Raw genomic sequence first — 20,540 nt, 5'->3', positions numbered from 1 at the left:
GGATAATATGGTTTTACCCGCACAATCTGCTGCGGCAGGCGTCGGCAATGGGACAGGACAGTCAGAACTGGCCAGCTCACGCAAAACCATTGCTGAGAATTTCGACACCTTCTTGTCGATCCTGACCACGCAATTGAAAAACCAGAACCCGCTTGACCCGCTGGACACCAACCAGTTCACGTCGCAGATGGTGGAGTTCACCGGCGTTGAGCAGCAACTCAAAACCAATGAGTTTTTGGAAGCCCTGATCTCGACCAATCAGCAAAACATCTCCTCTCAAGCTGTGTCTTATATTGGCAAGCAGGTCACCGCTTTCTCTGATAAGGCAGACCTCAAAGATGGCAATGCGACTTGGACCTATGGCATGACGCGCGATGCGGCCGAGGCCACCATCACCATCAAAAACAGCGCTGGCGCGGTGGTCTTTACCGAAAAGGCCCCATTAGAATCAGGTGAAAATGATTACACTTGGGATGGCAAGACCAACGATGGCACCCTCGCCCCCGAGGGCAAATATTCCATCGCGATCGAGGCGTTGGACAGCAATGGCGGCAAAATTGACCACTACACCATGACAGCCGGAATGGTGGAGACGGTGGACTTTGCGGGCGGCGACCCCATTCTGGTCGTAAATGGGACAAAAGTGGAAATGTCTGCGGTGGCCAAGGTGGGCTTACCTGCATAACGATCGCCACCAAACCCGCTAAGTGAGCGCGTTTGCGGCATTTTTCTCAACTCTTAATCAAATCTGACCAAGGCCTTAGGCAAATTTTAAGAGCATCAGGCTAGTCTGGCTCTATTAGTTTTTGGTCAGGTTTGAGTAGTGAGTAAAATGACCGCACAGATGCGTCCTCGAGTAAAATATGTCATCGGGCCAGATGGCAGCCCGTTAACAATTGCCGATCTTCCCCCAACCGATACCAAGCGTTGGGTGATCCGTCGAAAAGCAGAAGTCGTTGCCGCGGTACGTGGTGGTTTGCTGAGTCTCGAAGAGGCCTGCACCCGCTACACCTTAAGCGTTGACGAATTTCTGAACTGGCAAGCCTCCATCGACAAGCATGGCTTGGCCGGTTTGCGCACCACTTGGGTGCAACATTATCGTGAATCTTAACACAGTGAGTTAAGCCCGGCAGATTTCGCCCGGCTGCTTAACGAACGCCTTAAAAAGCCCGCCATTTTTGGCGGGCTTTTTGTTGATAAATCCACTTTTTTCCCAAATTAATGCACTTTGCCCGAATGGTTAATACAATGTTTACCTTCTGCTAGGTAATTTTTGCCCAGTGGGGTTTTGCTTCAGTTCCCACCGAATCAGACATTTGTAATGCGGGTGGTATAGTGAATAGTTTTTCAGCGATTTTGGCGAGGATGGGATTGGCGCGGGTGGCAGCAATGGCTGTGACGGCGGTGCTCATGATCGGCTTTTTCGCCTTTCTGATCTTTCGTGTGTCCACGCCTCAAATGGCGCCAGTCTACACAGGCTTGTCCTTTGATGACTCGGCAGCGATCACAAAAGAATTGCGGGCCATGGGCATTCCCTTTGAGATCAAGGGAGATGGTGAAGCCATTTCCGTGCCCCGTGACCAGATCACCACCATCCGCATGCAACTGGCCGAAAGTGGCCTGCCCAGCCGCGGCCAAGTCGGCTATGAAATCTTTGATCAACAAAACACCCTTGGCGCCACAAGCTTTGTGCAAAATGTGAACCATTTGCGTGCCCTTGAAGGCGAGTTGGCCCGCACTATCTCCTCTTTGGCACGGGTCAAATCTGCCCGCGTGCATTTGGTCCTGCCCGAACGTGAACTGTTCCGTCGTGAAGCCAAGCAACCCTCTGCTTCCATCGTTTTGGAAGTACGGGGCGTGCTCTCTACCGGCGAAATCCGCTCCGTCCAACACCTCGTGGCTTCAGCGGTTGACGGGTTGAGCCCCAACATGGTGTCCATTGTCGACAATGCCGGCAAGTTGCTGGCCGCCGGCTCCCAGGGCGATGAAGAATCTATGCTGACCACCGCCATTGAGGAGCGCACCCTGGCTGTGGAAAGCCGCTTGCGCAACCGCCTCGAGGACCTTTTGGAAAATGTGGTGGGTGCCGGTCGTGCACGTGTGCAAGTCAGCGCCGAACTCGATATGAACCGACTGACACGTACGTCTGAAAGCTTTGACCCAAATGGCCAAGTGATCCGTTCAGCGCAAACCCGCGAACTGGCCAACGAAGCCCAGGGTCCGGCCAATAATGGCCAGGTTTCTGTGGCCAATGAATTGCCAGGTGCGACGCAGAACGCAGGCGAAAATGGCGGCAGCTCTGAGCAGTCCTCAACCACCGAGGAAACCATCAATTATGAGATCTCCAAAGTAACTGAAACTGAAATCATCGAAGCTGGTGCAATCAAGCGTTTGTCGGTGGCAGTGGTTGTTGACGGTGTTTATGAAGCCACACCTGAAGGCAATGCAACTTATGCCCCACGGCCGCAGGACGAAATCAACCAGATCCGCAACTTGGTCAACTCCGCCATCGGCTATGACGCAGATCGCGGCGACCAGGTGGAAGTGGTCAATATGCAGTTTGCAGAGCGGCCAGAATTAAATTTTGAACCATCTGAATCAAGCATTTTTGACTTTACCCGTGACGATCTGTTTGCCGCCATCGAGATGGCTGTTACATTATTGATTGCCCTAGCACTGGTGTTCTTCGTGATGCGGCCTTTGGTCAAACGGGTGCTGGAGCCTGAAGATCAAACGCCTTTATTAATGGCCGCCGCCGAAGCAGCCGCCGCTGAAAAAGCCAGAGCCGAAGCAGGCGATGGCGACGACGGAAATTCACGCGGCAACACCGCCAAAGATGCCTGGTTGGACGAAGTGCAAAGCATGGGACATGCCCAAATCCAGGCAATTGAAAAAGTAGGCGCGCTTGTTGAAGAGAACCCCAAACAAGCCTCCATGATTATCCGTAACTGGTTGAACCAAGCAGCATAAATATGGCCGAAACACCGAGCACAGAACTGGCGAACCAACAACAACAATTGGTTGTTGAAGCAGATGCCAACCAGCGGGAGCTGGCGGGAGACGAGAAGGCTGCCGTCTTGCTTTTGGCGTTGGGACCAGACTATGGCAAACCGATTTTCAAAGAGTTGGATGATATTGAGATCCGTCAGCTCTCGCGCGCCATGTCACAATTGGGGCCGATTACCCAAGACATGCTCGACACGCTTTTCGTGCAGTTCATCACCAGCCTGACCACCAATGGCGATCTGGCCGGCAATGTGGATTCCACCGAGCGGTTGCTGCTGTCCTTCCTGCCGCAAGAACGGGTGGACATGATTATGGAAGAAATCCGCGGTCCGGCCGGTCGGAACATCTGGGAAAAACTCTCCAATGTGCAAGAAGACGTGCTGGCGAGCTTTTTGAAAAACGAATATCCGCAAACCATCTCGGTGGTCTTGACCAAAATCTCCACAGAGCACGCCTCGAAAGTGTTGGCCAATTTGCCCGATGATCTGGCCCTGGATGTTATCCAGCGCATGCTGGCCATCGAACCCGTGCAAAAAGAAATCGTCGAGAAGATCGAAAACACCTTGCGCACAGAGTTTATGTCGACCCTGTCGCATACGCGCCGTCGCGACAGCCACGAACAAATGGCTGACATCTTCAACGCCTTTGACCGCCAGACAGAAGCCCGCTTCCTCACCGCCTTGGAAGAACGCAATTTGGAGTCTGCCGAGCGCATTAAGGCTTTGATGTTTACCTTCGAGGATCTGGGCAATTTGGACGGCACCGCCATCCAAACCGTGTTGCAGCAAGTGGAAAAACCATTGCTGACTCTCGCCTTGAAAGGCGCAAACGACGAAACCAAAGAAAAGTTCTTGGCCAATATGTCTGCGCGCGCCGCCAAGATGATGCGCGACGATATGGATGCCATGGGACCTGTGCGGCTTAAGGATGTGGATGAGGCCCAATCCGGCATGGTCAATCTGGCCAAAGATCTGGCTGCCAAAGGCGAAATCGTGATCGCCAAAGGCGGCAATGAAGAAGAGATGATTGGATAGATGATGGCGCAACCCGCAAAATTCAATTTTGATCTCGACCTGTCCAAGGCCACACGCGACACGCAATTGATTGAGGATCGACAACTCAACCAAATGCTCGAAAGAGCTCGCGCTGAAGGGCATGCCGCCGGCTATGCCGAAGGGGAGGAAAGTGCTCAAACCCAGGCGCTACAGCAATTGGTGGCCGCGACCCAAAGTCTGGCAGCACAAGGCAATGCCTTTAATGCCGCCATGGACAATGCGCAAAAAGAGCATTTGGCCAATGCCGCCCAAATGGGCGCAAGCGTGGGCAAAAAATTGGCCAGCCACCTGGTGGCGGCCCAGCCAGACACAGAAATAAAGGCGCTGTTGGCAGACTGCCTATCCACCTTGACGCGGCCAGGCCATGTGGCCATACGCTGCAATGAAGAATTGAGCGAGCACATCAAGCAAATTGCCGAAGAACATGCCGCCAATGCAGGCTTTGAAGGCCGCCTTATTATTCTAGGCGAGCCGGACATTCCAATGGGCGATTGCCGCATTGAATGGTCTGATGGCGGGCTGGTGCGTGAATTTGATGCCATCGCCCAGCAGATTGAAGACAAAGTGGCCCAGTATGTCAGGGCAAAAACCGGGCGGGATCCCCACCCTGAAACGGCCAATACAACCGCGCAGCAGCAAGAGACAATTCAAGATGAATTGCCCAATGCTGACATGTTGATTGGAGAGGAAGTTTAAATGAGCGATACGGACGATCCAGTTGAAAATGATGGCCCATCTCTTGCCGACATGGCGAATGAGCTGGAGGAAATGCAGCAACGTCCCGACGATAGTGCGCGCGACGAAGGCGGCAACGACGATAAAAACGCGGCGGATCTTGAGGCCGTGTTTGACGTTCCTGTACGCATCTCAGCCGTTTTGGGCCGCACCCGCATGCCGGTCGCCAAATTGTTGCAGATGGATACAGGAACCATTGTGGAGTTGGATCGCCAAGTGGGCGAGGCCATTGATATTTATGTAAACGATCGCCTGGTGGCGCGTGGTGAAATTGTATTGGTCGAGAACAAGCTCGGCATCACCATGACCGAAATTATCAAGGCGAACTAGGGGTGACAAAATGCGACTTCTGATTATTGGTGCACTCGAAGGCCAATTGAGCGAAGCGACCAAACTGGCCATGCAAGGCGGGGCAAAAGTGGCCCATGCTGAAAGCATTGACGTGGCCATGGCGAGCCTTAGGGCCGGGCGCGGCGCTGATTTGCTGCTGGCCGATGTGATGGCCGATATTCCCGGTTTGTTGGCGGCACTTGAAGCCGAACGCATTCACATTCCCGTGGTGGCCTGCGGCACCGAAACCAATGCCGCCGCCGCCGTGAACGCCATTCGCGCCGGCGCCAAAGAATATATCCCGCTGCCCCCGGACGCCGAGCTGATCGCCGCGATCATTCAGGCGGTCGCACAGGAAAATTCCGACTTTATTCACCGCGACCCTTCAATGGCCAAGTTGGTCAAGCTGGCCGATCAGATTGCCCCGTCTGATGCCAGCGTGTTGATCACTGGCGAAAGCGGCACCGGTAAGGAAGTGATTGCCAAATATGTGCACGCCCATTCCAAGCGCGCGGCAAAGCCGTTTATCTCGATCAACTGCGCGGCCATCCCCGACAATTTGCTGGAATCAGAACTATTCGGCCACGAAAAAGGCGCCTTTACCGGCGCGGTGGGTCGCCGGATCGGCAAATTTGAAGAAGCCAATGGTGGCACATTGCTGCTGGACGAGATTTCCGAAATGGACATTCGCCTGCAAGCCAAATTGCTGCGCGCCATCCAAGAACGGGTAATCGACCGTGTCGGCGGCAACAAACCAGTGCCGGTGGATATTCGCATTCTCGCCACCTCCAACCGCGATCTGGCGCAAAGCGTGAAAGATGGGCAGTTCCGCGAGGATTTGCTGTTCCGCCTCAATGTGGTGAATTTGAAAATTCCCGCCCTGCGCGAACGCCCCGGCGACATTCCGGTATTGGCCGATCACTTCATCAAAAAATATGCCCAAGCCAATGGCGTGGACGAACGGCCATTGTCACAAGAGGCGCGTGAAGAATTGCTGCGCGCCCCATGGCCGGGCAATGTGCGCGAACTGGAAAACACTTTGCACCGCGCCGTTTTGCTGGCCACCGAAGATGAGATTGATGTGCAATCCATCCGTCTGCCGGATGGCACCGGACTGGCCGAAGCGGCAGAAGCCAACAATATTGCCGCACAGGCCGCGCAAACGGCGGAGACCGCCGCGCGCGCTTTGGTGGGCCGCACCGTGGCCGATGTGGAAAAGGAATTGATCCTCGATACGCTTGACCATTGCCTGGGCAATCGCACCCATGCTTCCAACATTCTGGGGATATCTATCCGAACCTTGCGCAACAAGCTCAACCAATATGCTCAAGATGGGGAACTCATTCCCGCGCCCGGTGAGAATCGCGGCAGCGCAGCATAATCAAAGGCCATACCCTAAATGAGCGACAGCCAAACCACGCAACAAGCTGACCAAACAGCCCCTTCACGCAGCCTGCCTTCGATCGGCCGCATGATTGAATTGTTGCGTCAGGGCGATTTTGCCCTGGCCTTTGGCATCATCTTCATCCTTGTGGTGCTGATCATGCCGATGCCCGCCATCATGCTCGATATGCTGTTGGCGGTTTCCATCGTGTTCTCTGTGCTCATTATGATGACCACCTTGTTTATCCGCACGCCGCTGGAGTTCTCGGCCTTCCCCACAGTGTTGCTGATCGCCGCCATGATGCGGCTGGCGCTTAACCTCGCCTCGACCCGGCTGATCCTGGCGAATGGCCATTTGGGCACCGACGCGGCAGGCAATGTCATTGAAGCCTTCGGCAACTTTGTGATGCAGGGTAATTTTGTGATCGGGATCATTGTCTTTGCCATCCTGATCATTGTGAACTTTATCGTGATCACCAAAGGCTCCGGCCGGATCGCCGAAGTGGCGGCCCGCTTCACCCTTGATGCCATGCCCGGCAAGCAGATGGCGATTGACGCCGATCTTTCCGCTGGCCTTATCGACGAAGACCAGGCCCGCAAGCGCCGCAAGGATCTGGAAGATGAAAGCTCGTTTTTCGGGGCGATGGACGGTGCCTCAAAGTTCGTACGCGGTGACGCGATTGCGGGCCTATTGATTACCTTCATCAACATCATTGCGGGCATCATCATCGGGGTCGGACAACAGCAATTGTCGCTCAATGAAGCGGCCAACAATTATACTTTGCTGACCGTGGGCGATGGCCTTGTCTCACAAATCCCGGCGCTGATCGTGTCCACTGCGGCAGGCTTGCTGGTCTCTAAAGCCGGCGTCACCGGCAGCGCCAACCAGGCCCTGGCCGAACAGTTCACCGGCTACCCGCGCGCCTTGGGCATGACCGCAGGTGTCATGGCCATCATGGCCATTCTGCCGGGCATGCCGGCCCTGCCCTTCTTGGCCTTGGCAGGCGGCATGGGCTATCTCGCCTATCGCTCCCGCAGCATAATCGACAAGAAAGAAGCTGATGTGCTGGCCGAAACAACGGCCAAAGAGGTTGAGGAAAAAGAAACCGCCGCCAAGGAACCGCCCATCCGCGACGCGCTGAAGATGGACGAATTGAAGCTGGAGCTGGGCTATGGGCTTTTGTCCATGGTGAAAGAGGACGAAACCGGCACCGACCGCCTGACTGAGCAGATCAAAGCCCTGCGCCGCCAGTTGGCCACCGATATGGGCATTTTGATGCCTTCTGTGCGCATTCTCGACAATATGCAGCTTGAGCCCAACCAATATGTGGTGCGGATCAAGGAAGTAGATTCCGGCGGCGGTGAAGTCTATCCCAGCCAATATATGGTGATGGACCCGATGGGCAATCAGATCGACCTGCCCGGCACCCACACCATTGAGCCCACATTCGGCCTGCCCGCCACCTGGATCGATAGCGGCCTGCGCGATGAAGCGGAGATCAAGGGCTATACCATCGTCGACCCGGCCTCGGTGATCTCCACCCATTTGACCGAAATTTTGAAGGCCAATGTGTCTGACCTGCTGTCTTACGCCAATGTGCAGGAACTGTTGAACAATTTGCCAGCAGACCAGCAAAAGCTGGTGGACGATATTGTGCCCAACCTGATTTCCGTATCCGGCATCCAGCGTGTGCTGCAAATTTTGTTGGCAGAACGCGTTTCCATTCGCGACCTGCCCACCATACTCGAAGGCATCGCCGAAGTGGCTGGCAGCGCCGCCAGTGCCAAGCAAATGGCCGAACATGTGCGCACCCGCCTCGCCCGACAATTGTGCGCGTCCAATTCCGGGCCCGATGGCAATTTGCCCATCATCACACTCTCCCACGGGTGGGAAAGCGACTTTGCCGACGCCATGGTGGGTGAAGGCAGCGAGCGCCATCTGGCCATGGCCCCCTCCCGCCTGCATGAATTTATTCAGGCAGTGCAGCAGGCCTTTGAAGAAGCCGCGCAAGTGGGTGAATTGCCTGTACTGATCACCTCACCTTCCATTCGCCCGCATGTGCGCTCCATCATCGAGCGTTTCCGGCCACAAACGGTGGTGATGAGCCAGAACGAAGTGCATCCCCGCGCCAAGCTGAAAACCATCGGGAGCATCTAAATGATCAAGGGCACCTGCCATTGCGGCCAAATCTCCTATGAGTTTAACGACACCCCGCCATATGCCAATCGCTGCAATTGCTCGATCTGCCGCCGCTTGGGCACTTTGTGGATTTATTCAGACGCCAGCAACATCAAGCTTAAAGGCCTGAACGACAGTACCAGCATCTCCTACTCGCACGGCGATATGGAACTGGACTTCCGCACCTGCAACACATGCGGCACCTCAATCCTGTGGCAGCAACTGGCTACCCCGGGCGAAAGCCGCATGGCCGTCAATCTGAACATGGCCGATCTCGACGTGATCAACAGCATCCGCGTCCGCCATTTCGACGGCGCGGATACGTGGACGCATCTGGATTAGGGCATATTCCGGTTTCAACTCATTGCAGAACCGCGATCTTTGAGCAGCGCAAACGCCAGGCGCACATCACTCCAATACAAGCAAATACTGCCAGTGTGACTGAAATTAAGCTGTATAGTCCGACAAAACCATGGCGGCTGATCAAAGCCATGCTGACGAAAGGCGAAATGATCTGCCCCAGAAAGACCGACATGGTGAGCAAGCCGCCGGCACGACCGCGATGTTGGGCTGGGGTAACTTTTAAGGCGATGGCGACAAAATTGGGCATCGCCGACGCAAAGCCCCAGCCCACCAGAATGGCCCCAGCAAACGCCAGCCAGAAACTGGCAGCGACCATCAACACCATGAACCCTGTGGCCATAATGCCATAGCCCAGCCCCAGTGTGCCCGCCGCGCCAATACGCCTGTGCAAACGCGCATAAAGCAGCGCCGCAATGCCGCCGGATATGGTGAGTGCGCCAAGCACATTGCCGGTGGCCAGCGCCGGGTCCAGCCCCAGGCTTTTCAGAAAGAAGGGCAATTGGGTGGGCATGACGAAAAAGATCAGGCTGGTCAGCATCTGCAACAGGATCATGCCAAGTAAGACCAATTGCCAACCCGGTTGTGGCGCAGGCCGAGCGTTAGCAGCAGCAGCCTGTTGCGCGGCGCTCAAGCGCGGTGGATCGACGATCACCCGCCACATCAGCGGCAAAAACAGCGCGGCCAGCCCATAGAGCAAAAAGGCATATTCCGGCGCAATTGCCGCCAGCAGCCCGGCCAGAAAGATGGCGACAAAGCCACCAAAATTGCGGGCGGAAACTTGCAGCCCCATCAATTGCTGGCGCTGGTCGCCTTCAAAATAGTCGCCGATCAGGGCGGTTTGCGCCGTCATGATCAACGCCACGGCCACGCCCATCACCAGGCGAGACGCAAAAATACTATTAAGATCCGGCAGGATCACGCCCGCCAGACCACTAAGCACGAAAAGCATAACGCCCGATAATAAAAGCATTCGTCGCCCGACCCGATCAGCCAATATGCCGATAAAGGGGGCAAACAGCACCACGCTGATGGAGGGCGCAGGCACCAACAGGCGGGTGAGCAACGCCACATGCGGATGATCGGCAAAGCGCAATTCCAACCCGGCCAGTGCCGGGCTGATGGTGGCATTGGCCATGGTGGTGAGCGTGGCAGCCAGCAACAGGGCGATGCCGCGTGGATCACGCAATACGGAAGTGGATAGGAGGGAAAAGGGCATAGCTAACTCCTTCAAAAATGAGCCATGCCCTTTGATCTACAACCTCAAGTCAAGTTGAGGTCAATCCTTTTCTTGGCGCTTATTGCGCGCCAACCGGAATCCGAGATCGTCTATGTCATAGGTCGGTAGGCTGCGCCGTCGGTTCGTGGCCAGGCATCCGCGCTCCGGATCGTTCCAACCGCCGCCGCGGAAAAAGCGATAGCTGCCATAGACTTCGGGGTCATAAACGTCGAAACACCATTCCCACACATTGCCCAGCATATCGTGCAAACCATAGGCGTTGGCTATCTTCTGCCCGACGGGTTGCGTGCTGCCGCCTGAATTTTGCTTAAACCAGGCGATCTCTTCGATCGGCCCATAAAGCGGCGCGGTTTGCCCGCCCAGTGCAGCAAACTGCCACTCCGCATCGGTGGGCAGTCGAAACCCGTTCGCGCCCGCATCAGCAACGACATGATCCCTATTGGCGCCAATCTGATAGACCGGCGCCAAATGAAAATGGCTGGAGATTTGATTGCAGAACTGCACCGCATCATACCAGGAGACATGCTCAACCGGGCGACCTGCGCCGGTGAATTTTGCCGGATTATGGCCGGTGATCTGATGGTAAAGCGCTTGCGTGACGGGATATTTGGAAAGGCAGAAGGGTTTGAGCTCAACTTGCCATTTGGCCTGAAGACGATCATCGCGCAAATCCACGCGACCGCCCTCAAGCCCAACAAAGTCAGCTAAAACATTGTCCAAATCCAAAGGGGCCACAGTGCGCTTTTCCTTTCATCAATCCGCTCCTAACACGCCGTATAATTGACAGAGAGACCGCCAAGGGAGGTTTCCTTATAGCGGTTGTCCATATCTTTGCCGGTCTCATACATGGTCTTGATACAGGCATCGAGAGAAATCACGTGCGTGCCATCCCCATTGAGCGCCAATGAGGCCGCGGCGACCGCTTTGATGGCGCCAAGGCCGTTGCGCTCGATGCAGGGCACCTGCACCAAGCCGTTCACCGGATCGCAGGTCATGCCCAAATGATGCTCGAGCGCAATCTCGGACGCGTTTTCGATCTGCTCATTGGTGCCGCCCAACACGGCACATAGAGCGGCGGCGGCCATGGCCGAAGCCGAGCCGACTTCACCCTGACAGCCCACTTCCGCGCCGGAAATTGACGCATTATGTTTGATCAGGCCGCCAATGGCTGCGCCAGCCAACAACATGTCATAAACCTTCTTCTGGGTCGCGCCGGGCACATGGTCCAAATAATATTTTGTCACGGCGGGGAACACCCCGGCGGCGCCATTGGTGGGCGACGTCACCACCTGACCGCCAGCGGCATTTTCCTCATTCACCGCCATGGCATATAGCGAAATCCAGTCATTCACCGCATGGGGCATTTGCAGATTGGTGCCGCGCTCGTCAAGCAATTTGCGGCGCACGCCAGCCGCGCGACGACGCACCTTTAGCCCACCAGGCAAGGTGCCATCGCTGCCCAAACCGCGCTCAATGCAATTGTCCATAACCTGCCAGAGCTTTTTCAACCCCAATTCAAGGTCCGTCTCACTCATATGCGAAAGCTCGTTGGCCCGCTTCATTTCAATTATGCTTTTGCCACTCTTTTTGCCCATCTCCAGCATCTGATTGGCATTTTTAAAAGGATAGGGCACCGAGACCACATCGGTCACGGGCAATTGTTCGGACGCTTCATATTCGTCCGCTGTCATGACAAAACCGCCGCCGATAGACAAATAGGTTTGGCTATAGCGCACTTCCCCAGCTTCGTCTTTCAGGCTCAAAACCATGCTGTTTGGATGCGCCAGGTCCTGCGTATCATAATCAAAGACAATCGCATTTTCAGCTTCGAGCCCGATTTTCAACCCAGACGTTGGCTCGATCTCTTTGCCAATACGCAAAAGTTCAAGCTTATCTTCAGCCTCCGCCCGATCAAATGTTTCTGGTGAAAAGCCCAAAAGGCCGAACAGCACCGCCTGGTCCGTGGCGTGGCCCTTGCCGGTAAAAGCCAGTGAACCTTGCAGTTGGCATTCAATATGGCAGCGGTCGCCGCGATCAAAACGACCTTTGTTTTTTACAAGATGTTCCAAAAACTGTTTCGCCGCCACCATGGGTCCCATCGTATGAGACGAGGACGGCCCAATCGAGACCTTAAAGACGTCAAAGACGCTAACGAACATATCATCTCTTCCCTAGCTTATTGCAATACTCAAAATTGGAATGCAATTTTGGATGCATTAATTTTTCACTAGGAGTAACGCCGAAAAAGAGGCAGTGCAAAGGAAAATGCACTGCCTCTTATCTAAACTTTCGTTGGTGTCGCTTTGCTAGCTGCCCATCAGTATTTGATAGACAACACCAAACAGCATCGCACCACCGATGCCAAGGGCCAGATAAGTGGCGAAAATCTGCTTTTTCACCAGTGAGAACACCGCGGTCATGGCCGGTATGGAGCTGACCGAACCAGCGATCATAAAGCTCATGGCCGCACCCGCGCTCATGCCTTGGTCCAACAGCCCATCCACCAGCGGCACCGCCGCATAGGAGTTCAAATAGGCCGGAGCACCAACCAAGGCGGCCAACCCGATGGGCAAAATGCCCTCGCCGCCAACAAATTGCGCCACCAATGACGCAGGCACATAGGTCACCAGCAGCGCTTCGAGCACATAAGCAAAGGCGAGCCATTTGCCGAGGAAGGTCAGGTTGCTCAACCCTTCTTTCTTGAACACGCCCACGCGGTCCTGCTCTCGCCAAAAGGCCCATTTGGGTGTGCCTTTAAACTTGGACGCGCCGCATGTGGATCTGCGATAGTCAGCTTTAAGCGGATCGGCCAAGGCGCCGCGCTGGCCGACAAATTTGAGGCCAAAGCCCCCCAAAAGGCCAAGTGACACCGCAAACACGGCCTTGGAGATGGCAAATTCCCAACCGAGTACGGACCCGGTGATGACAAAGGTGGGCGGGTCAATCAAAGGGGACGACAGCCAAAAGGCCATAACTGCCGAAATGGGGGCCCCCACGGTCAACAAGCCGGCGATAAAGGGGATCACCTGACATGAACAGAAGGGCGCCAACCCGCCCACCAAGGCAGCCATAAAGATCATTTGCACTTCGCGCCCCTCAAAGGCTTTGCCAATAACGCCTTCAGCGCCAGTGGCTTTGAGATAGCCGATCAGCAGCACCGCCACCAAAAGAAAAGGCAAAGTAGACAAAAAGGCTTCAAGGGCGAACCGCACAATAGGCCCAAAGTTAAACCAATCCAGCACGGCCACGAGCGCCAGAATGATGGCGATCATCACCGGCACCTGCGTGAAAAATTTGAAAAGACTGCCAGGCGTGACCGGCTGACGCGCAGAAATATCAGACATTGTTTTTTTCCTTGAAAGCTGTCGCCGAAGGTCCACCAACCAGCGAGGCGTCGGCGCAGCATTGATCGGTGATAAAGCTGCCCACATGCGCCAAAAAGTCAAAATTGGCGCGATTGACGATAGTGCGGCCCTGCTTTTCCTGATCAATCAGGCCTGCCGCCGCCATAAATTTGAGATGGTGGTTCAGCGTGGAGGCAGGAATGCCCGTGCGCGATTGGATATCGCCCACCAGCAACCCGGCATCACCCGCCCGCACCAGACACAGCAACACTTGCAGCCGGGGTTCCGACCCCATGGCCGAAAAGGCCTGTGCTGCGCGTTCAAGTTCAACAATCATGGTTGTTTTCCAATCAAATATTATTTCTATATTTCTAGATATCTCGAAATTTAGGCTCTGTCAAACTAAATTTGTGGTGCATTTAGATCACGTTGAAAAAGGAAGTGGCGATCAAGCTGGCCTGAAGCGTGAAACGCCATTGCCCAAATCCCGAGCTTCTGAAATTCTGACCGGCTCGCCTGAGCACAATCCTGTTCGACATCAGCCTTTGGCCTTGCACAATGTTACGTCGTTTTTTTAGCTATTATGCGCCCTATAAGGGCCTGTTTTTTCTTGATTTTGGCTGTGCCGTCCTAGCGGGCTTGTTGGAGCTGGGCTTCCCCGTCGCGGTGCAAGCCTTTGTGGATCAATTGCTGCCCAGCCAGAACTGGACGCTGATTTTTGCCGCAGCCGCCGCGCTGCTATTGGTCTATTCCGTCAATACCGGCCTGATGGGCATTGTGAACTATTGGGGCCATGCGCTGGGCATCTCCATTGAAACCGATATGCGGCGGCAGGCCTTCGACCATATCCAAAAGCTCAGCTTCAGCTATTTCGACAATCATAAAACCGGCAATCTGATCACCAATGTCACCAAGGATTTGGAAGAAGTGGGCGAGATTGCCCACCATGGCCCGGAAGATCTGTTTATCGCCATCATGACCTTTGTGGGCGCATTTGCGCTGATGTTTATGGTGCATTGGAAACTGGCGCTGATTTCAGTGTTCGTGGTGCCGATCATGACCTGGACCATTGGCCATTATGGCACCCGCATGACCCAGAATATGCGCACCCTGTTTCGGCAGGTGGGCGATTTCAACACCCGCATTGCCGAGAGCGTGGGCGGGGTGCGGGTGGTGAAAGCCTTTGCCAATGAGGACCATGAGCGGCATTTGTTTGAGCACAACAATGCCAACTATCGCAGCACCAAGCTCAGTGCTTATCGCTATATGACGGCGAGCATTGCCCTCACCTATTTCAACACCCGCTTTATCATTGTGCTGACAATGCTGGCCGGCACTTATTTCGTAACCATTGGCGAATTGAGCTATGGCGGCTTTGTCAGCTTTTTGCTGCTGGTGAATCTGTTTTTCCGCCCGATCGACAAGATCACCTCGGTGCTGGAAAGCTACCCCAAAGGCATTGCCGGGTTCCGGCGCTTTACCGAGCTGATCGACACGCGCCCCGACATTGCCGACCGCCCCAACGCCAGAGAATTGGGCGATGTGAAAGGTGAGATTGCCTATAACAATATCCGTTTCGGCTATGGCAATGATCGCCTGTTCGACGACCTGTCGTTTGAAATCAAGGCGGGCGAGACCGTGGCCTTTGTTGGCCCTTCCGGCGCGGGCAAAACCACCCTCTGCTCGCTGCTGCCGCGTTTCTATGAACTGGATGGCGGTACCATCACCATTGATGGGGTGGATATTCGCGATGTCACCCAACAATCCCTGCGCGCCCAGATCGGCATTGTGGCGCAGGATGTGTTTTTGTTCGGTGGCACCATCCGCGAAAACATCGCCTATGGCAAACTGGACGCCAGTGATGACGAGATTATGGAAGCGCTGAAACGCGCCGCGCTCAACACCTATGTGCTATCCCTGCCCGAAGGGCTGGACACTGTAGTGGGCGAGCGCGGGGTCAAACTCTCCGGCGGGCAAAAACAACGCCTGGCCATTGCGCGGATCTTTTTGAAAAACCCGCCCATTCTGGTGCTGGACGAAGCCACATCTGCCTTGGACACGGCCACCGAAGTCGCCATTCAAAACGCGCTCAATGAGCTTTCAAAAGGCCGAACCACGCTGGTGGTCGCCCACCGCCTCGCCACCATCCGCAATGCGGACCGGATCATGGTGGTCAGCAACAACCGCATCATTGAACAGGGCAGCCACGAAGAACTATTGGCGAAAAAAGGCGCCTATGCAGAATTGCATTTCGCGCAGTTTGGGACGGGGTAGAGCATTGAAGATTTAGTCAACTTCCCCATTCTTTTTTGAGGAAAGTATTCGTGGTGCCCGAATTGCACGGAGAAGAGCAGCGGTTTGCCGGTCTGTTCCGTGAAGTCTTTTGTACCTGCGATAGGCACGATCCGCGTGTAAAACTTCACGCTGCGGCATAAGGGGAATGACAAGCGCACTAAAGCCGAAGAACCAGATATAGGGTCGAATGTCCACCGGTCCGAAGAAGTTGGACGCCACAAATAAAATCAGCAGCAAAAGATCAACCAACCAGTCCTTTTTGATCTTCCCGCCCTTCCGCAGTGAAAGCACAACAATACCAAGGACTGCACATCCCAACATATTGTTGATCGGCCGAATATCCGCACCCCAGTCAAAGAATATCGGCACCGAGAAATAAATATGCGCGGCCGACCAAAAAGATAAAATGGCAGCGAGAGTTAAAAGACAGAACAAAAACTTATGCCGGAAAATCATATTCTAAAACCAAAATTATCGTAAAAAATACATCCCAAGTGCGGCCACTTATGTGGGGATAACCGCGAGCGGTTTAACACGTTGTTTGCATTTTAAGAAGTCTACCTCCGTTTTTACTGATGATTGTTTCCACCCAATATTTAGGTTACAAATCCAACTATAGGCTGGCGCATTAGGGAATCATTGGGCGCCAATTTTAGAAAGTGCGATCAATGACCGATTCTCCAAACCCAAGATCTGCCATGCAGGACCATGACGCCTATCGCGAGGGCACGCACGATTTTCAAACGGACATCGACATATTGGCGCGCAGCGATCTTATCAAGACCGTGCTGGAGACCATCGCCCAGGCCACCGGCGCACGCTTCACGGCAGTTGCCCGCGTCACCGATCGGCGTTGGGTGGCCTGCCGCACGGTTGACGACATCAATTTTGGTCTGGCGGAAGGCGATGAAATTGAAATCCAGTCCACTTTTTGCCAATCCGTGCGCGACACTGGCGACCATGTGATCTTTGATGATGTGGAGACCGACGAAGTTTATTGTGGGCACCCCATCGCCAAACAATTTGGCATTGTCAGCTATGCTTCCATCCCAATATTTCGGCGCGATGGCAGCTTTTTCGGCACCCTTTGTGCCATCGATACTGAACCGCGCGACCTGAGCAACCCGCGCACCATCGCCATGCTGGAAATGTTTTCGAATATCGTCAGCAAAAGCCTTGAGAATGAAGAACGTCTGGTCTCCCGCGAACTTTTGATCGAAAAAGAACGCGCCATGGCCGAGCTGCAGCAGGAGTTTATCGCTATTCTTGGCCATGATTTGCGCAGCCCAGTCTCAGCAATTGATGCCGGTCTACGTCAGCTGGTCAAGGAAGAGCTCCCTGAAAACGCGCAATATATTACCCGCTTGATGCGCCCCCCGCTGCTGAGGGTAAATGAGCTGATCGACAATATGATGATGCATGCGAAACTGCGCTTAGGGAAAGGCTTTCACATCGAACCTATGGACGATGCGCCCATTGTCGAGCAATTAAAGCACATTTTGGCAGAGCAAAGACTCGCCGCCCCAGATCACCAAATTCAAGAGGCCTTTGCCGTTGAGCGGGCTGTCAGTTGTGACACCGCTCGCGTTGGACAGGCAGTTTCCAATCTCTTGTCGAATGCCATCGCCCACGGCAGGCCGAATGCGCCGATCCGACTGGAAGCTGAGACGAAAGATGGCTTGATCTATATTTCCATTTCGAACCATGGTGACCCCATACCGCAGGAGATTCAACGCAGCCTGTTTGCCCCCTATAGCCGCGGCGAAACCACCAGAAGCGACGGGCTTGGCCTGGGTTTGTATATTGCGCGCTCGATCGCACAGGCCCATGGCGGCGACATCGAACTCAGCCGCGACAACGAAATGACGACATTTTGCCTGTTCTTTCCGATTGATAATGCGTTGACCCAAGGACACTCCAACGAAATCCGCTTAGCTTCCGCAGATAGGGTCTAGCGGTCCCGCAGGGCAATACAATTGGCATGGCCCATCATTTGGCTGCAGTGAAGCCAACATATTCCACGTCTGGTCAACGACGACCGAAAAGAGCCACCAAACTCATTGCAGCGAGCATATTATTCGCAGAGCTTTCGCCTTCACCGTTGCTAAGGTTGCTTGCTATGAGCGCGATCCAGAACAAGCCGAAAGCCACGCACTCGACCATTCCTTCAAAAAAGATAATGGTATCAAAATGAAAAAAAGGAAATGGAACGCCAAGAATGATGTGCGCCAATGCCCAGAAGCAAATCAAAGAAGCGGCTAGCAACAGAACAAACAAAAAATAATGTCGAAACTTCATGCTAAATCTCACTCAAAATAGAGTTTCAGCCTGCCGCAATTGCCAATCCACTTCAAGTAAATTTGCCTTTCCCCATCAGGTTTGACGCTCAGGCTTAAACCCGAGCAGTCGCAGCGCATTAAGCGTGACCAACACGGTCGCGCCGGTATCGGCGAGAATGGCGATCCACAGCCCGGTGATGCCCAAAATGGTGGTGACCAGAAACACCGCCTTCAGCCCCAACGCGATGGTGACATTTTGCTTGATATTGGCCATCGCCGCGCGGGCAAGACGGATTTGGCCCGGCACATCCTCCACCTGATCGCGCAGAATGGCACCATCGGCGGTTTCCAGCGCCACATCAGTGCCCGACCCCATGGCCACCCCCACATGCGCCTGCTTGAGTGCCGGGGCATCATTGATGCCATCGCCCACCATCAGCACCCGATCACCCTGGGTAAGGCGTTGGATCGCCTCAAGCTTGTCCTGCGGCAGCATTTCGGCGCGATACTCAATACCGAACTGATCGGCAATAGCGGCAGCCGTGCGCGGGTTGTCGCCGGTGAGCATCACTGCGGAAATGCCCATTTGTTTGAGCTGTGCAATCGCCGCCTGAGCGTCCGTACGCGGCGTATCGCGTAAGGCGATCAAGCCCAGCGGCTGTTTCTCGCGATAAACAGCCACCACGGTTTTGCCCTCGGCTTCAAGCTTCTTCGCCGCGTCCAAATGATCTGGCGCAAGCACCCCCTGTTCGGCGGCATATTTGGGGCTGGTGACAAAGGCGGCAGCACCATCAATGTGCGCCTGCACCCCTTTGCCCGCCAAGGCTTGCTCCTGACTGGACCGCGCAATGACCACGTCCTGCTGTTGCGCACGGGTCACAATCGCCTGCGCCAACGGATGGCTGGAGCTTTGCTCCACCGCCGCGGCCAGGGCCAGCACGTCATTCTCAGCTTGGTCAAACCCGACAATATCCGTTACTTCGGGGCGTCCATGGGTGAGCGTGCCTGTTTTATCAAACCCCACCTTTGTCACCTTGGCAGCGGATTCGATCACCGCGCCGCCTTTCATCAAAAGACCGTGCTTGGCACCAGCCGCCAATGCCGACGCGATGGACGCGGGCACGGAGATCACCAGCGCGCACGGACAACCGATCAACAACAGGGCGAGGCCGCGATAGATCCAGGTGCCCCAATCCTCAGCGAAGGCCAATGGCGGCACCAGCACCACCAGCAGCGCCACGCCGATAATGGCGGGCATATAGAACCGGGAAAACCGATCAATAAACCGCTCAGTCGGCGCACGGGCGCTTTCCGCCTCCTGCACCAGCTGCACAATGCGTGCAATGGTGTTGTCTTCCGGGCCCTTGGTCACTTTCACCCGCAGGCTGGCATCGGTGTTGATGGCCCCGGCAAAAACCTCATCCCCTGGCCCCTTGGCCCGCGGCACGCTTTCACCCGTGACCGGATTTTCATCCATGCCGCTATGGCCCTCCACAATCTGGCCATCGGCTGGCAATCGATCGCCGGGACGCACAATCACCACCTGCCCGATCCGCAAATCAGCGGCGGGCACTTGCTGGGTGCCTTCGTCCGTTTCCAAGAGCGCGGTTTTGGGCACCAGATTGGCGAGAGCCTTGATACCCTCGCGGGCCCGGTTGGCGGCAACGCCTTCCAGCAGCTCGCCCACGGCAAACAGGAAAATCACCAACGCCGCTTCTTCCGCCGCATTGATAAACAGCGCTCCGGTGGCGGCGATACTCATCAGCATTTCAATGGTGAAGAACTGGCCGGTGCGCACCATGGCCAGCGCCCGCCGCGCCACCGGATAAAGCCCCACCAGACAGGCGAGGATGAAGGCCCAATGGCCAATATCACCACCCACACTCAATTCGATCAGCCAGGCCGCCGCGAGCAGCAGACCTGTGCCGATCACTAATTGTCCCTTAGGCGTATAAAACCAACCAGACTTTAGCGATGTCTCGGACGCCCGCGCATCGGGCACCTTGGCTTCGCTGGACCGCTGCACCCCATAGCCGAGCTGCTTGATGGTCTTTTCAATCTCCTGATGGTGCGTTTGGGCGCCATCCAGCGTGAACCGCACCCGCTCATTCATCGGCGCGACGTCTAACACGTCGACGCCCGGCATCCGGTCCAGCGCGGTCCTGACCTTGTTGGCACAAGACCCACAATCCATGCCGATGACTGACCATTCACACACTTCATTTTCAACGCGGTCCATCTGATCTTCCGTCCTTATTCGATGAGTCGGGAGCAAGATAGGACCTCAAGTCACTAGAGCTTCAAGCCCCATTTTTAGATTTTTGCGCCATTTCT

At 55.0% G+C, this 20,540-nt stretch carries 19 protein-coding genes; 11 read left to right on the top strand and 8 right to left on the bottom strand.

What is annotated here, in order from left to right; translation table 11 throughout:
- Nucleotides 1-7: 7 nt before the first annotated feature.
- From L1I42_RS14810 to L1I42_RS14770, 9 genes are all read left to right on the top strand, one after another.
- Complete coding sequence (locus L1I42_RS14810; protein ID WP_236115462.1) at nucleotides 8-685, top strand: flagellar hook assembly protein FlgD; 678 nt, start codon at nucleotides 8-10, stop codon at nucleotides 683-685.
- 147 nt (nucleotides 686-832) lie between these two features.
- Entirely contained in the window at nucleotides 833-1,111 is a 279-nt protein-coding gene (sciP, locus tag L1I42_RS14805) for a CtrA inhibitor SciP (protein WP_236115460.1), read from the top strand.
- A 224-nt stretch (nucleotides 1,112-1,335) separates the two neighbouring features.
- Complete coding sequence (fliF, locus tag L1I42_RS14800; RefSeq protein WP_369413106.1) at nucleotides 1,336-2,970, top strand: flagellar basal-body MS-ring/collar protein FliF; 1,635 nt, start codon at nucleotides 1,336-1,338, stop codon at nucleotides 2,968-2,970.
- Nucleotides 2,971-2,972: 2 nt separating this feature from the next.
- Entirely contained in the window at nucleotides 2,973-4,040 is a 1,068-nt protein-coding gene (fliG, locus tag L1I42_RS14795; protein ID WP_236115459.1) for a flagellar motor switch protein FliG, read from the top strand.
- A gap of 3 nt (nucleotides 4,041-4,043) precedes the next feature.
- Nucleotides 4,044-4,757, top strand: coding sequence for a FliH/SctL family protein (locus tag L1I42_RS14790; RefSeq protein ID WP_236115458.1), 714 nt, complete (start codon nucleotides 4,044-4,046; stop codon nucleotides 4,755-4,757).
- Complete coding sequence (gene fliN, locus L1I42_RS14785; protein WP_439651509.1) at nucleotides 4,758-5,126, top strand: flagellar motor switch protein FliN; 369 nt, start codon at nucleotides 4,758-4,760, stop codon at nucleotides 5,124-5,126.
- 10 nt (nucleotides 5,127-5,136) lie between these two features.
- Entirely contained in the window at nucleotides 5,137-6,507 is a 1,371-nt protein-coding gene (gene flbD / locus L1I42_RS14780; protein WP_236115456.1) for a sigma-54-dependent transcriptional regulator FlbD, read from the top strand.
- An 18-nt stretch (nucleotides 6,508-6,525) separates the two neighbouring features.
- Nucleotides 6,526-8,667, top strand: a complete 2,142-nt coding sequence (flhA, locus tag L1I42_RS14775) for a flagellar biosynthesis protein FlhA (protein ID WP_236115454.1) — start codon at nucleotides 6,526-6,528, stop codon at nucleotides 8,665-8,667.
- Nucleotides 8,668-9,030 (top strand): GFA family protein, encoded by a 363-nt coding sequence (locus tag L1I42_RS14770; protein WP_236115453.1) that lies wholly within the window; start codon nucleotides 8,668-8,670, stop codon nucleotides 9,028-9,030.
- A gap of 19 nt (nucleotides 9,031-9,049) precedes the next feature.
- Here L1I42_RS14770 and L1I42_RS14765 read toward each other — a convergent pair whose 3' ends face one another.
- The 5 genes from L1I42_RS14765 to L1I42_RS14745 all read right to left on the bottom strand — a co-directional run bounded on the left by L1I42_RS14765 (nucleotide 9,050) and on the right by L1I42_RS14745 (nucleotide 13,969).
- Nucleotides 9,050-10,267, bottom strand: coding sequence for an MFS transporter (locus L1I42_RS14765; RefSeq protein WP_236115451.1), 1,218 nt, complete (start codon nucleotides 10,265-10,267; stop codon nucleotides 9,050-9,052).
- Between the two features lie 60 nt (nucleotides 10,268-10,327).
- Nucleotides 10,328-11,023, bottom strand: a complete 696-nt coding sequence (locus tag L1I42_RS14760; protein ID WP_236115449.1) for a formylglycine-generating enzyme family protein — start codon at nucleotides 11,021-11,023, stop codon at nucleotides 10,328-10,330.
- Between the two features lie 29 nt (nucleotides 11,024-11,052).
- Nucleotides 11,053-12,447, bottom strand: a complete 1,395-nt coding sequence (locus tag L1I42_RS14755) for an L-serine ammonia-lyase (protein WP_236115448.1) — start codon at nucleotides 12,445-12,447, stop codon at nucleotides 11,053-11,055.
- Nucleotides 12,448-12,594: 147 nt separating this feature from the next.
- Complete coding sequence (locus L1I42_RS14750; RefSeq protein WP_236115446.1) at nucleotides 12,595-13,632, bottom strand: permease; 1,038 nt, start codon at nucleotides 13,630-13,632, stop codon at nucleotides 12,595-12,597.
- Nucleotides 13,625-13,969 carry an ArsR/SmtB family transcription factor gene (locus L1I42_RS14745; protein WP_236115444.1) on the bottom strand — a complete coding sequence of 115 codons (345 nt, stop codon included), beginning with the start codon at nucleotides 13,967-13,969 and terminating at the stop codon, nucleotides 13,625-13,627. The genes L1I42_RS14750 and L1I42_RS14745 overlap by 8 nt, the downstream gene beginning before the upstream one ends.
- Before the next feature lie 221 nt (nucleotides 13,970-14,190).
- Between L1I42_RS14745 and L1I42_RS14740 the strand changes: the two genes are divergently transcribed.
- On the top strand, nucleotides 14,191-15,906 hold the full coding sequence (locus L1I42_RS14740) for an ABC transporter ATP-binding protein (RefSeq protein ID WP_236115442.1): 1,716 nt from the start codon (nucleotides 14,191-14,193) through the stop codon (nucleotides 15,904-15,906).
- A gap of 12 nt (nucleotides 15,907-15,918) precedes the next feature.
- Here L1I42_RS14740 and L1I42_RS14735 read toward each other — a convergent pair whose 3' ends face one another.
- Nucleotides 15,919-16,383: a hypothetical protein gene (locus L1I42_RS14735; RefSeq protein ID WP_236115441.1), complete on the bottom strand. Its 465-nt coding sequence runs from the start codon at nucleotides 16,381-16,383 to the stop codon at nucleotides 15,919-15,921.
- A 212-nt stretch (nucleotides 16,384-16,595) separates the two neighbouring features.
- Here L1I42_RS14735 and L1I42_RS14730 point away from each other — a divergent pair, with 212 nt between their 5' ends.
- Nucleotides 16,596-17,882 carry a GAF domain-containing sensor histidine kinase gene (locus tag L1I42_RS14730; RefSeq protein ID WP_236115440.1) on the top strand — a complete coding sequence of 429 codons (1,287 nt, stop codon included), beginning with the start codon at nucleotides 16,596-16,598 and terminating at the stop codon, nucleotides 17,880-17,882.
- Between the two features lie 73 nt (nucleotides 17,883-17,955).
- On the opposite strand, the gene L1I42_RS14725 is transcribed toward L1I42_RS14730, so the two are convergent.
- Nucleotides 17,956-18,225, bottom strand: a complete 270-nt coding sequence (locus tag L1I42_RS14725) for a hypothetical protein (RefSeq protein WP_236115438.1) — start codon at nucleotides 18,223-18,225, stop codon at nucleotides 17,956-17,958.
- Nucleotides 18,226-18,300: 75 nt separating this feature from the next.
- On the bottom strand, nucleotides 18,301-20,445 hold the full coding sequence (locus tag L1I42_RS14720; RefSeq protein ID WP_236115436.1) for a heavy metal translocating P-type ATPase: 2,145 nt from the start codon (nucleotides 20,443-20,445) through the stop codon (nucleotides 18,301-18,303).
- Nucleotides 20,446-20,540 lie beyond the last annotated feature (95 nt).

The organism is Maritalea mediterranea, assembly GCF_021568695.1.
Taxonomy (GTDB): Bacteria; Pseudomonadota; Alphaproteobacteria; order Rhizobiales; family Devosiaceae; genus Maritalea; species Maritalea mediterranea.
The sequence above is the reverse complement of the archived record's forward strand: the minus strand, read 5'-3'. Positions and strand labels throughout refer to the sequence as shown.